General features: G+C 63.0%; 14 protein-coding genes. 9 read left to right on the top strand and 5 right to left on the bottom strand.

Annotation, left to right across the window (positions count from 1 at the left end; translation table 11 throughout):
* Positions 1-288: 288 nt before the first annotated feature.
* The 3 genes from AC0L3K_RS11185 to petA all read right to left on the bottom strand — a co-directional run bounded on the left by AC0L3K_RS11185 (position 289) and on the right by petA (position 3773).
* Positions 289-963, bottom strand: a complete 675-nt coding sequence (locus tag AC0L3K_RS11185) for a dienelactone hydrolase family protein (RefSeq protein ID WP_007595039.1) — start codon at positions 961-963, stop codon at positions 289-291.
* Between the two features lie 144 nt (positions 964-1107).
* Positions 1108-3180: a cytochrome b/c1 gene (gene fbcH / locus AC0L3K_RS11180; RefSeq protein ID WP_473365983.1), complete on the bottom strand. Its 2073-nt coding sequence runs from the start codon at positions 3178-3180 to the stop codon at positions 1108-1110.
* A gap of 62 nt (positions 3181-3242) precedes the next feature.
* On the bottom strand, positions 3243-3773 hold the full coding sequence (gene petA / locus AC0L3K_RS11175; RefSeq protein WP_007595042.1) for a ubiquinol-cytochrome c reductase iron-sulfur subunit: 531 nt from the start codon (positions 3771-3773) through the stop codon (positions 3243-3245).
* 288 nt (positions 3774-4061) lie between these two features.
* Here petA and AC0L3K_RS11170 point away from each other — a divergent pair, with 288 nt between their 5' ends.
* The 6 genes from AC0L3K_RS11170 to AC0L3K_RS11145 all read left to right on the top strand — a co-directional run bounded on the left by AC0L3K_RS11170 (position 4062) and on the right by AC0L3K_RS11145 (position 7879).
* Positions 4062-4520 (top strand): tRNA (cytidine(34)-2'-O)-methyltransferase, encoded by a 459-nt coding sequence (locus AC0L3K_RS11170; RefSeq protein WP_473365982.1) that lies wholly within the window; start codon positions 4062-4064, stop codon positions 4518-4520.
* 18 nt (positions 4521-4538) lie between these two features.
* Positions 4539-5171, top strand: a complete 633-nt coding sequence (gene queE / locus AC0L3K_RS11165; protein ID WP_473365981.1) for a 7-carboxy-7-deazaguanine synthase — start codon at positions 4539-4541, stop codon at positions 5169-5171.
* Positions 5172-5188: 17 nt separating this feature from the next.
* Complete coding sequence (locus tag AC0L3K_RS11160; protein ID WP_473366017.1) at positions 5189-5554, top strand: 6-pyruvoyl trahydropterin synthase family protein; 366 nt, start codon at positions 5189-5191, stop codon at positions 5552-5554.
* Between the two features lie 119 nt (positions 5555-5673).
* Positions 5674-6561 carry an oxygen-dependent coproporphyrinogen oxidase gene (gene hemF, locus AC0L3K_RS11155; protein ID WP_219684501.1) on the top strand — a complete coding sequence of 296 codons (888 nt, stop codon included), beginning with the start codon at positions 5674-5676 and terminating at the stop codon, positions 6559-6561.
* Positions 6558-7304: an HAD family hydrolase gene (locus AC0L3K_RS11150; RefSeq protein ID WP_007595054.1), complete on the top strand. Its 747-nt coding sequence runs from the start codon at positions 6558-6560 to the stop codon at positions 7302-7304. The genes hemF and AC0L3K_RS11150 overlap by 4 nt, the downstream gene beginning before the upstream one ends.
* A 371-nt stretch (positions 7305-7675) precedes the next feature.
* Complete coding sequence (locus tag AC0L3K_RS11145) at positions 7676-7879, top strand: YodC family protein (protein WP_354169721.1); 204 nt, start codon at positions 7676-7678, stop codon at positions 7877-7879.
* A 177-nt stretch (positions 7880-8056) separates the two neighbouring features.
* Here the strand turns inward: AC0L3K_RS11145 and AC0L3K_RS11140 are convergent, their stop codons facing one another.
* Positions 8057-8836, bottom strand: coding sequence for an ArsR/SmtB family transcription factor (locus AC0L3K_RS11140; protein WP_354169719.1), 780 nt, complete (start codon positions 8834-8836; stop codon positions 8057-8059).
* 248 nt (positions 8837-9084) lie between these two features.
* On the opposite strand from AC0L3K_RS11140, the gene AC0L3K_RS11135 reads away from it, so the two are divergent.
* Positions 9085-10494 carry an MFS transporter gene (locus AC0L3K_RS11135; protein ID WP_473365980.1) on the top strand — a complete coding sequence of 470 codons (1410 nt, stop codon included), beginning with the start codon at positions 9085-9087 and terminating at the stop codon, positions 10492-10494.
* Between the two features lie 41 nt (positions 10495-10535).
* On the top strand, positions 10536-10733 hold the full coding sequence (locus AC0L3K_RS11130; protein ID WP_354127387.1) for a DUF1127 domain-containing protein: 198 nt from the start codon (positions 10536-10538) through the stop codon (positions 10731-10733).
* Between the two features lie 243 nt (positions 10734-10976).
* Here the strand turns inward: AC0L3K_RS11130 and AC0L3K_RS11125 are convergent, their stop codons facing one another.
* A complete protein-coding gene (locus AC0L3K_RS11125) occupies positions 10977-12050 on the bottom strand; it encodes a TauD/TfdA family dioxygenase (protein ID WP_473365979.1) in 1074 nt (357 codons plus the stop codon).
* A 300-nt stretch (positions 12051-12350) separates the two neighbouring features.
* Here AC0L3K_RS11125 and AC0L3K_RS11120 point away from each other — a divergent pair, with 300 nt between their 5' ends.
* Positions 12351-12656: a hypothetical protein gene (locus AC0L3K_RS11120; protein ID WP_354169712.1), complete on the top strand. Its 306-nt coding sequence runs from the start codon at positions 12351-12353 to the stop codon at positions 12654-12656.
* Positions 12657-12678: the final 22 nt, after the last annotated feature.

Here is a 12678-nt window from a genome sequence, read left to right as displayed (position 1 = left end):
CCACCTCTCAGGAGGTGCGCCACCAAAGACGGGATGGGCGGACGGCGGTGCTCATGGGCGGATACTCACCATGGCGCGGGGACGGCGTCAAGGGTAGGCCCCTGCGCCGTAGCCCGGCAGTGATGTCAATCTCCACCGTCGTCCCGGCGAAGGCCGGGACCCATAGCCACAAAATTGAGTTTGGCGAAGACTCGCAGTGGCAGCTCGCCCCAACCACAAAGTGTTGTGGTTATGGGTCCCGGCCTTCGCCGGGACGACATCGAAATTGTAGCGCGATTGGCGCCCAACCTACCCCAGATGCTTGCGGAAAAACTCCGTCGCCCGGCCCCAGGCCAGCTCGGCGGCTTCGCGGTCGTGCACGGCCTGGCGCTGCTCGTTGACGAAGGCGTGCTCGGCGTCATAGCGGAACAGCTCCAGCGACTTGCCGGCGGCCTTCATGGCCTTTTCGAAGCCATTGACCAGTTCCGGCGTGCACCAATCGTCCTTGTTGGCGAAATGGGCCTGGAGCGGGATCTTGACGTCGGCGGGCTTGGCCGCCTGCTCTGGCGGGATGCCGTAGAACACCACGCCGGCGGCGAGCTCCGGCACATGCACCGCGCCGATGATGGTGACGGCGCCGCCGAGGCAGAAGCCGGTCAGGCCCACCTTGGCGCCATTGCGCGACAGATATTGCGTGGCGCCGCGCACCGTCTGCGTGGTGGCGTCCATGAAATCGAGCGAGTTCATCTCTTTGCCGGCCGCGTCCGTGTCGTGATACGGCACCACCTTGCCCCTGTAGAGATCGGGCGCGAGCGCATCGAACCCGGCCAGCGCGAAGCGGTCGCACAGGCCCTTGATCTGGTCCGACAGGCCCCACCATTCTTGGATGACCACCACGCCCGGCGCGTTGCCGCGCGCGGCATTGGCGAGATAGCCCGATGCGTCCTTGCCGTCCGGGCGCTTGAAGGTGATGGCGGTTCCCATGATGTCCTCCGACGAGTTTTTGGGGAGCGGTTGGCGGCATTTTGGCGTTTGAGCGGGCGATAGGCAATCGCGCCTGACAACACACTCTCGTGCCCAACAAAAAAGCCCCCTTGCGGGGGCCTCTTCATTCTCGCCTCGGGCCGCTCAGTGCGAGTCGGCCCAGACCTTCTTCTTGGTGAAGTACATCAGGCCGGCGAAGATGATCAGGAAGATGAACACCTGGAAACCGAGGCGCTTGCGCGCTTCCATGTGCGGTTCGGCGGTCCACATCAGGAACGTGGTGACGTCCTTAGCGTATTGCGCGACCGTGGTCGGCGAGCCGTCGTCATAGGTCACCTGGCCGTCGCTGAGCGGCTTCGGCATCTTGATGGCGTGGCCCGGGAAGTACTTGTTGTAGTAGGACCCCTCCGGGATCGTCACACCCTCGGGCGCCTTGTCCTCAAAGCCCTGGAGCACCGCCGAGACGTAGTCCGGGCCCTGCTCCTGATATTGGGTGAAGAAGTCGACGATGAACCCGGGGAAGCCGCGGCCGTAGGAGCGCGCCTTGGTGATCAGCGACAGATCCGGCGGCGCCGCGCCACCATTCGCCGCACGCGCGGCCTGCTCGTTCGGGAATGGCGAGGGGAAATAATCCGCCGGCCGGCCCGGGCGCTCGAACATATCGCCGGCGTCGTTCGGACCGTCCTTGACCTTGTAGTCGGAGGCGAAGGCTGCAGCCTGCGCGACCGAATAGCCGGGACCGCCGGCTTCCGCGAGGTTGCGGAAGGCGACGTAGGACAGGCCGTGGCAGTTGGCGCAGACTTCCTTGTAGACCTTCAAGCCGCGCTGCAATGCGCCGCGGTCGTACTTGCCGAACGGACCGGCGAACGACCATTTGTTGCCCGGCGGCTTGTCGCTGCCTTCGGAGGCACGCGCGCTATCGGCTGAGCCCGCAAACAACGCGCCCGCCAGCGCAAGCACGATCGCGCTCGACACCATCGGCGTCGACCTGCTCCCGGTTTTGGCCAGGACGGCGTCCGAGATCGAGTTCGGCACCGGCCGCGGCTTCTCGATCCGCGAGAGCAGCGGCAGCACGATCAGGAAGTAGGCGAAGTAGCAGAACGTCAGGACCCGGCCGGCGATCACATAGATGCCTTCCGGCGGCTGCGCGCCGAGATAGCCGAGCAGGATGCAGACCGCGACGAAGATCCAGAAGAACTGCTTGGCCAGCGGACGGTACTTCGACGATTTGGTCTTGGCAGCATCAAGCCAGGGCAGGAAGCACAGGATGATGATCGCCGAGAACATCCCGATCACGCCCGCGAGCTTGTTCGGGATCGAGCGCAGGATCGCGTAGAAGGGCAGGTAATACCATTCCGGCACGATGTGCGGTGGCGTCACGCCCGGGTTCGCCGGAATGTAATTGTCGGCGTCACCCAGATAGTTCGGCATGTAGAAGATGAACCAGGCGTAGAGCAGCATGAAGCAGGACACGCCAAACATGTCCTTGATGGTCGCATGCGGCGTGAACGGAACCGTGTCCTTCTCCGTCTTGGGCTCGACGCCATCAGGGTTGTTCTGGCCGGAGACATGCAGCGCCCAGACGTGGAGCACGACGACGCCCGCGATCAGGAACGGCAATAGATAGTGCAGCGAGAAGAAGCGGTTCAGCGTCGGGTTGCCGACCGAATAGCCGCCCCACAACAGCGTCACGATGCTCTCGCCGACATAGGGGATGGCCGAGAACAGATTGGTGATGACGGTGGCGCCCCAGAAGCTCATCTGGCCCCACGGCAGCACGTAGCCCATGAAGCCGGTCGCCATCATCAGCAGGTAGATGATGACGCCGAGGATCCAGAGCACCTCGCGCGGCTCCTTGTAGGAGCCGTAATAGAGGCCGCGCAGCATGTGGACATAGACGGCGACGAAGAACATCGAGGCGCCGACGGCATGCATGTTGCGCAGCAGCCAGCCGTAATTGACGTCACGGACGAGCAGCTCGACCGACTTGAAGGCGAGGTCGGCATGCGGCGTGTAGTGCATCGCCAGGATCACGCCGGTCAGGATCTGGATCCCCAGCATGAAGGAGAGGATGGCGCCGAAGGTCCACCAATAGTTCAGGTTGCGCGGGGTGGGATAGACCACGAAGGAGGAGTGCATGAGGCCGAGGATCGGCAGACGCCGCTCGATCCATTGCAGGGCCGGATTGCTCGGCTGGTAGTCGGATGGTCCGCTCATGATGCGATCCTGAGGAAATAGTACGACGAGACGGCGCGAAGCTTCGGACGAGGGCCCGAAGCTCAGCCGATCTGGATTTTGGTGTCGGAAACGAACTGGTACGGCGGCACCGGCAGGTTGGCGGGCGCGGGCCCCTGGCGGATACGGCCGGACGAATCGTACTGCGAACCATGGCAGGGGCAGAAGAACCCGTCGTAATTGCCTTCATGGGCGATCGGGATGCAGCCGAGATGGGTGCAGATGCCGATCACGACCAGCCACTGGTCATGGCCGGACTTGACCCGGGCCTCGTCGGACTGCGGATCGGGCAGGCTCGCCACGTTCACGGCGCGCGCCTCGTCGATCTGCTTCTTGGTGCGGTGGCTGATATAGATCGGCTTGCCGCGCCAGAACACCTTGATGTCCTGCCCCTCGGCGACCGGGCTGAGATCGACCTCGATCGGCGCACCGGCGGCGATGGTCGACGCATCAGGATTCATTTGGGAAATGAAGGGCCAGAGCGCGGCTGCGCCCCCTACTGCTGCAGCTGCCCCCGTTGCAACGAATAAGAAATCACGGCGTGTCGGATGGTCCGCCGAAGACGCTGTCGTCACGATTCCAACCCTTTCTTCTTATGCAGCCGGCGGAACCGCTCCGGGAGCCCCCAAGGTCCCCAGAACAGCCTGCCGGCGCCCGCGGCCCCCCGCGGCGGCAGAACTTCACGTGCCCCCACCAAAACAAGGCGAAAACAGCAGTCCAGAATCGTTCTATTGGCACCCTTGCCGGGCGAGCGCAAGCCCGCTATCGGCGCGGGAGCGTGCAATGCACGAATTCCGCGGCCAGCGATGTTTTATTGAGACATTTCCGGCCCGCACCGAACCGAGACAGCCCATGCACAGCCCATGCAGATAGCGCTTTTCCAACCCGACATCCCCCAGAACACCGGCACGATTCTCAGGCTCTGCGCCTGTCTGGGCGTGGCCGCCCACATCATCGAACCGGCGGGCTTCCCCGTCTCCGACCGGCATTTCCGCCGGGCGGGAATGGACTACCTCGATCAGGTCAGCATCGTCAGGCACGACTCCTGGTCGAAATTCGAGCAATGGCGCGCGGCGCAAGGCGCCCGCCTGCTGCTGTTCACCACCAAAGGCGCGACCGACTACCGCGATTTCCGTTACCAGACGGCGGACATCCTGCTATTCGGGCGCGAGAGCGCCGGCGTCACCGAGGCGGTGGTCGAGGCGGCGGACGCGCGGCTGGTGATCCCGATCGCTCCGGGGCTGCGGTCGCTCAATGTCGCCATGACCGCGGCGATGGCCGCAGGCGAAGCGCTGCGGCAGCTCCGGAACCCGCAAGGTTGATATGTTGAGGAGAGACGGTTGAGTTACGCGGTCAAGGAAATCTTCCTGACGCTGCAAGGCGAAGGCGCCCATGCCGGGCGCGCGTCCGTGTTTTGCCGTTTTGCCGGTTGCAACCTCTGGAGCGGGCGCGAGGCGGACCGCAGTGCGGCCATTTGCAAATTCTGCGACACCGATTTCGTCGGCACCGACGGCACGCTCGGCGGGCGCTATGGCTCGGCCGCGGAACTCGCAGACACCATCGCCGCGCAATGGGCAGCCTCCACCGATAACCGTTATGTGGTGCTCACCGGCGGCGAGCCGCTGCTCCAGGTCGATACGGCGCTGGTCGACGCGCTCCATGCCCGCGGCTTCGAGATCGGCGTCGAGACCAACGGCACGATCGCCCCGCCCGAGGGGCTTGACTGGATCTGCGTCAGCCCGAAGGGCGGCAGCGATCTGGTGATCCGGCGCGGCCACGAGCTGAAGCTGGTCTATCCGCAGCCGCTCGCCATGCCGGAGGCCTTCGCGGATCTCGCCTTCGAGCGCTTCTCGCTGCAGCCGATGGACGGGCCCGAAGTCGCCCAAAACACCGCGGGCGCAATCGACTATTGCCTCAATCATCCGCAATGGCGGCTCAGCGTGCAGACGCATAAATCGCTCGGTATCAGATAGGATTGGTTTTCGAACAGATGTGGGAATTGACGAAATCGTTTCGCTTCGAGGCGGCGCACTCATTGTCGGGAACGACATTCGGCGCTGATAGCGAAGAGATCCACGGCCACTCATTCCGCGCCGAGGTGACGTTGCGCGGCACGCCGGACCCTGCGACCGGCATGGTGGTCGATCTCGGCCTGGTCCAGCGCGCCATCGAGGATGTGCGCATGACGCTTGACCATAAGTACCTCAACAAGATCGAGGCGCTGGGCACACCGACGCTGGAAAACCTCTCGCGCTTCGTCTGGGAGCGGCTCCAGCACATCGGCAAGCTCACCCGCGTCAGCATCCACCGCGACAGTTGCAACGAGAGCTGCACCTATTACGGTCCGCAAGGGTGAAATTCGTAGGGTGGGCAAAGCGTAGCGTGCCCACCATTCAAGATAAACGGTGATCAATGGTGGGCACGGCGCAAGTGCGCCTTTGCCCACCCTACGAGCCGGTTCGTTGGGATTTGCATATGGACGTTTCTACGATCGAAGACCGCAAGACCCGCGCTCGCGCCTGGTTCGAATCCTTGCGCGACGACATCTGCGCGAGCTTCGAGCGGCTGGAGGACGATGCCCCGCAAAGCCTCTATTCGGGCGAGCCGGGCCGCTTCAAACGCACGCCGTGGCAGCGCACCGATCATACCGGCGCGGCCGGCGGCGGCGGCGTGATGTCGATGATGTCAGGCCGCCTGTTCGAGAAGGTCGGTGTGCATTGCTCGACCGTGCACGGCGAATTCGCGCCCGAGTTTCGCGCGCAGATTCCCGGTGCGGCGGACGACCCGAAATTCTGGGCCTCCGGCATCTCGCTGATTGCGCACCTGCGCAATCCGCACGTGCCGGCGGTGCACATGAACACGCGCTTCGTCGTCACGACGAAAGCTTGGTTCGGCGGCGGCGCCGATCTCACGCCGGTGCTCGACCGCCGCCGCACGCAGGACGATGCCGACAGCATCGCCTTCCACGCCGCAATGAAACAGGCCTGCACCCAGCCGAACGGCATCGCCGATTACGACAAGTACAAGAAGTGGTGCGACGAGTATTTCCACCTGCCGCACCGGAAAGAGGCGCGCGGCATCGGCGGCATCTTCTACGACTGGCACGACAGCGGCGACTGGGACGCCGACCTCGCCTTCACCCAGGATGTCGGCCGCGCCTTCCTGAAGATCTATCCCGACATCGTGCGGCGCAATTTCGCGACGAGCTGGACCGCGCAGGATCGCGAGGAGCAATTGATCCGGCGCGGCCGCTATGTCGAGTTCAACCTGCTCTACGACCGCGGCACCATTTTCGGGCTCAAGACCGGCGGCAATGTGGATTCGATCCTGTCGTCGCTGCCGCCGGAGGTGAAGTGGCCATGACGACGATGAAGCCCGCAATGAGGCCGCTGCCGCGCGCCATGCTGATCGACATGGACGACACCATCCTGTCGGCCTATGCGCGGCCCGAGATCGCCTGGAACACGATCACAGCGGAGTTCGCCGAGGAGCTGGCGCCGCTGCCGCCGCAACTGGTTGCAGCCACGGTGCTGGCCTTTGCGAAAAATTTTTGGGCCAATGCGGACGCTTCGTGGCGGATGAAGCTCGCCGAGGCCCGCCATCTCACGGTCAAGGGCGGTTTTGCCGCGCTCGCGGCCGCTGGTCACCGCGCCTTGCCGGACGACCTCGCCATTCGTCTCGCCGACCGCTTCACCACCTATCGCGAGGAGGAGATGTTCGTCTTCCCCGGCGCGCATGATGCGATCGACAAATTGAAGGCGCTCGGCATCAAGCTCGCGCTGGTGACCAACGGCGCCGCCGACACCCAGCGCGCCAAGGTCGAGCGGTTCGAGCTGGCGCATCGCTTTCACCACATCCAGATCGAGGGCGAACACGGCTTCGGCAAGCCCGAGGAGCGTGCCTATCTGCACGCGATGGACGCGCTTGGCGTCACCGCTGAGGATACCTGGATGATCGGCGACAATCTGGAATGGGAAGTCGTGACGCCGCAGCGTCTCGGCATCTACTCGATCTGGATCGACGTGCATGGCGACGGCCTGCCCGAAGGCTCGATCGTCAAGCCCGACCGCATCATCCGCTCGCTGACAGAACTGGTGCCGGGCTGACTGCAATCAGGGTGCGTAAACAAAAACATCGAAAACAACCCCATGCACAGTAGACGGCCGCAGCAAAATCAACGACTTGCGGAAAACGCGAACTGCGGATCCGACGAAATCGGTTGCTCCGTCGGGCAAAACAGGCGCATGGTGTCATGGTCGCGACGCACGGGACGGAAGAGCCCTTGCGCCATCCATCGAACAGGCGCCATTGCCTCTCGTGATGGGATCGCTCCGGCCTAAAGCTCTCTGATCGACGTTTCAGCAGCACGGCCGGCGGATGCGCGCTACCGCAACACATCCACTGACCGAGTAGCCCGTGATCGGCATGTCATGCCGGTTTGCTAGCTTCTCCGTCAATCAACCCGAAAGGACCATCCATGGAACTAAAAGCCGGCGATATCGTCATGCTGAAATCCGGCGGGCAGCCGCTCACAGTCGCTGACGTGAAGGGCGACGACGTGATCTGTCTCTGGATGGGCGCGGAAGGCGATCTGTTTCGCGAGACGCTGCCGCTCGCGGTCCTCGATCGACTGGAAGAGCTCGACGAAGACGAAGACGAGGACGACGAAGACGAGGAGTAAGCGCGGCTGAGGCCGCGTCCTGGTTTGATCGTAGCGCACAGCTCCGGCGCGCGTGATGTCCGCTTCTTCGCCAACAATGGCGCGGTAGCGGACATCGCTGCAGGGCGCAGAACGGCCACAATGGAGCGCATCTGCCTTAGCTCCGGTCACCACAGCCTAAAATGGCTAATCGCGCTACTACCTCCGTCCGGGAGGCGCTGACTCGACCGTTATAGCTGATACCCGGCCTCCGGATAGTGATCCAACACGCCCATCGTGACCGTCCGTCGGGGGTACGCCCTCAATGCCGAACCTTGTGGCGAGTTCTCTAACGCCAACCGGGGTTACGACGAGCGCTCGGCTATCCCTGACGTGCTCGACCCAATCGTGCTCGAGAGCGTGATCAAGAATGGCGGCGCCGACTGCCCCGGCCAGATGCGGCCGGCGCTCGCTCCAGTCGAGACAGGGGCGACAGAACACCCGGCGCTTAGAGGCGAGGCCAAGATCGACGCCCAACTCATTGAAGAATGACCGGCCGGCGTCGGTGAGTTGCCCGCCATCCTCGTCGAGCAAAATAAACGACTGTTGGACCAGCCGGTCGGCGATTGCGACGGCGATGCGGCCTGCCATGTGGTCATAGCACGTGCGCGCGTGCCGGAGCGTTTCTCCACCGCGCCAGAGATTGCGCTGCCGGGCAGGGCCGTCCTGCGCCACGACCATGAGACCTTCTAGCACGCGCGCGACGTGCGGAGAGGCCAGGCGGAAATATCGCCGTCGGCCCCGCTTTGCGAGCGCGAGCAATCCCGCGTCGCTGAGTTTCGCAAGATGGCCACTCGCTGTCTGCGGCGCCACGCCAGACACATAGGCGAGCTCCGAGGCGGTCAACGTTCGGCCATCCATCAGCGCGCTCAGCATGTTGGCGCGCGCCGGATCGCCGATGACCGCTGCGACTTGGGCGATTTTGGGTCCCGTGTCCATGCCCTTCTCGTACGCCGATAAGGACGCAGTGCCAAGCACGGATACTTCGGTCAAGACCGTAGTGTTTCCGCGAGACTGGATCGATCACGAAACATAGGTTGCCCGGACGCCAGTAGGCCCGGTGAAGAAATGCCGCGACGAGGAGAAAGATCATCCCGCGGCTCCGAGTATTCGGTTGGTATCGAATGACCATCGCGAAGTGGGCTGATCAGGGCCGTCAAATTCTCGCAGGCAACTGAGTGTGATCAATGCCAACAACTTCGTTCAATACAAGACAGCCGGAACTAGCCCACTCCGACAACACGTCATCCCGTTCGCCTCTCGCGACGGCGCTGGCACTTGCTGCCACGAGCCTCGGCCTTGGCGTGGTGCAGCTCGATATCACCATCGTCAATACTGCGCTGAGCAGCATCGGCACTTCGCTCGGCGGTAGCGTGGCCGAGCTGCAATGGGTGGTGACCGCCTATACCATCGCATTCGCGGCCTTCATTTTGACCTCCGGCGCGCTCGGTGACCGCGTCGGCGCCAAACGGATATTCATCGCGGGCTTTGCGATCTTCACGTTGGCTTCGCTCGCCTGCGCGCTGGCGCCGTCGGCGATATTCCTGATCGCCGCACGCTCCGTGCAGGGCCTGGCAGCAGCGATCCTGGTGCCGAACTCGCTCACGCTGCTCAATCATGCCTATACCGATCCGAAGGCGCGCGGCCGCGCGATCGGCTTCTGGGCCGCAGGTGCGAGCGTCGCACTGACTTCGGGGCCGTTTGTCGGCGGCGCGCTGATCGCGCTGGTCGGCTGGCGAGCGATCTTTCTCGTCAACCTGCCGATTGGCGCCGCCGGCCTCTGGCTTGCCTGGCGTTATGCCGAGGAGACGCCGCGGCTCGCGCAGCGCGAGATCGATCTGCCGGGACAGATCGCGGCGATTGCAACCCTCGGCACGCTGGCCGGCGCCCTGATCGAAGGCGGCGTGCTCGGCTGGAGTCATCCGCTCGTCATCATGGGCTTCGTGGCAGCGGCCGTGATCGGACTCCTGTTCGTATGGCGCGAGGCGCGCGCGCCACAACCGATGCTGCCACTCTCGCTGTTCCGCCACCGCGTGTTTGCGCTGACCGCTCTGGTCGGGCTCCTCTTCAACATCGCCTTCTACGGCCTGATCTTCGTGCTCAGTCTCTACTTCCAGAAAATCAATGGCTGGTCGCCGTTCGCAACGGGTCTCGCTTTCGTTCCCATGATGGGCATGGTGCTGCCCGCCAACCTCGTCGCCGCATCGGTCAGCGAGCGCCTCGGCGCGCCGCAAACAATTGCACTGGCTTGTGCGATGACTGCCGCGGGCTGCGTTGCGCTGCTGCCTATGGCCTCAGGCACCAGCTACGGGGCGATCGGCACTCAGCTTGTGATCCTCGGCGGCGGGCTCGGCTTGCTCGTGCCGTCCTTGACCTCGACGCTGCTCGGCAGTGTCGAGAAGTCGCGATCCGGCATCGCCGCGGGCGTTTTGAACGCAACGCGGCAGACCGGCAGCGTGCTTGGCGTTGCCCTATTCGGCTCGCTGGTCGGAGACAACAACGTGTTCATTGCGGGCGCACATACCTCGCTGCTCATTTCGGCCGCTGTGTTGCTCGCCGGTGCGGTCGCGATCTGGCTTGGCCGAGCAAAGGACTGACGGTGAAAGGGAGGGGCCGATCGACCTCGTATGGTGCCCGGATGTCGAAGACCGTGGGGTCCGACGGTTCGCAGCTTTCTGACGCAGTGAAGCGCGCGTTTGTCACACTGCAAATTTGGCGCGAACGGGTTCGGCAGCGCCGCGAATTGGCGCAATGGACTGACCACGACTTGCATGATGTCGGATTGTCCTGGTCTGACATCGCTCTGGAAATCAAAAAGTCCTTCTGGCGGGCTTGAATAGCACTCGGATAGAGCGGCCTCCTGCGCGACGAGGCCGGCCAAAGAAGGCGGACCTTTGTCCAACTAAATTCTTCCGCTTTTGGCCCATCGCGACATTTGCCGCGGTTGCGCAAAGGAAAATGGCGCCGGACCGTGGCCTCGAGATGGCCTGCCTCGATCTAGTGCCAGGCTTCGCAGCAACGATGTCCGCTCCTCTACCAATATCGGCATAAGAGCGGACATCGCTGGATGCTTCGAACGTCAATCCAACGGAACGTTCAAACTGGTACCCTTGGTGATGATGCCACCACGGTTGCCGATCTCAATCGAGCCATAGCGCTGTTTGAAACAATCGGGCAGCGGCCGGTCGCCTTCCGTGCTGAGCCAAAGGCGCAACAAATGACGCTTTTGGCCTGCAATGGGCCAATCGCGGAATCCGGTCCGATCGTGCAACAAGGCATGATTGTAAACGAACTGCATGTCGCCCGGCTGAAGCCGCATGCCGAAATGCAGCGCGGGATCATTTGCGAGCGCGTCAAAGAGATCGAGCGCCTCGACGTGAGCCGGCGTCAGTCTTGGCGCATCGGGAAAGCGTTGGGCACTATCGATATACTGGCGCTGATAGAACCCGGTCAGGAACCCCACATGCCAATTCAGCACCGGGATTTCAAGATATGGCTTTTCGTTCTCCGGCACCTCGCCTCGCCGGTCCGTCGCGATCGGATCAAACAAGAGAGCGGCAAGGTCGGGACGTCTGTCAAACATCTCGTTGTAGATTGTCGTCGTACTGACGAGGAGAGAATCCCCTCCCTCCATCGCCTCGCGAATGCATAACAATCCAAACACGTCGGCCGAATCCGTGTGGAATGTCTGCCGGTCCGACGTTTGATAAATTCGGGTGTTGGGATCCCTTGCATCGGCGCCGGTGTCACGGACGTGACCGAGAATGTGACCCGCTGCATTCTGAGACCGCGCCGATCCAAGGTGCGCGCCCACTCCGCAAAAGATCGTAGCGGCAAACTCCTGATTATATTTTGCCACCGGGAGGCCGCGCATGACTTCGAAGCCAAGGCCAGCCAGGAGCGTTGTCTTAAGCTCTTCCAGATGCCTGCCGAAGTGGGGAAGCGGAAAGCTTTCCTTCGTGATCTCGGCGATTTTTTTGTTTCTGCCAAGATATGTTTCAGCCGCGCCCTCGAGTTCCGCAATCTCGCCGGCCGTAAGCGATATCAACCATCGATCAGGATTGGCTTTCATCTCAGCGCCCAGCCAGGCAGACGGGATATCGACCTTCCCTGGAGGGCGATGAATCCCGCCGGGCACTGAGACCAAATTCATAGTGTTGGCTCCCGAAGAGATTGGACGTCAGACATGGGGGCGGAAGACGTGGGGGCGGACGATCGACGATATTGTGCCGACCACTTGTTTGCAACTTGGCTGAAGCGCCGCCGTGAGCTGAGCGCATTGTCGCCGTGACGAGATCCGTTCCAGGCAGTCGCGTGTTAGGTGAGCCGCTTCCGCCAAAATGATTACAACGCCGCCCCTCGTGCGACCGATCAAAGCCCGGGAAAAAATGGCATCAGCCGGAACGTTCACGAAGCTGGCTGAGTTAAAAGTCATGCGCGTCGCGCTGCGGTCATGGCCGCACCGCGCGGCCCGGATAAGGCTCTGGAAGAGGCGAAAGCTACTCTGCGGCGTGCTTCGCGGCACGGCCGCGCGAGGACCGCGATGTACACGACGGCGATATACGATGAGCTGAGGCAGATCGAGCGCGACGTCGTCGAAGGAGAACGCCGGCTCGCAGAGCAGGAGGCGCTGATCATTGAAATGAAGCGCCAGAACGAGGACACAGCCAAGGCGGAAGGCGAACTCGAACGGATGCGGATGGAGCAGCGACGTCGCGATCAGGATCGGCAACGTCTGCTCTCACGGCTGCAACCCTGAACAATTCCGCTCAATGAGGCTG

The sequence above is a fragment of the Bradyrhizobium sp. MI1.10 genome (assembly GCF_055811035.1).
The sequence above is the reverse complement of the archived record's forward strand: the minus strand, read 5'-3'. Positions and strand labels throughout refer to the sequence as shown.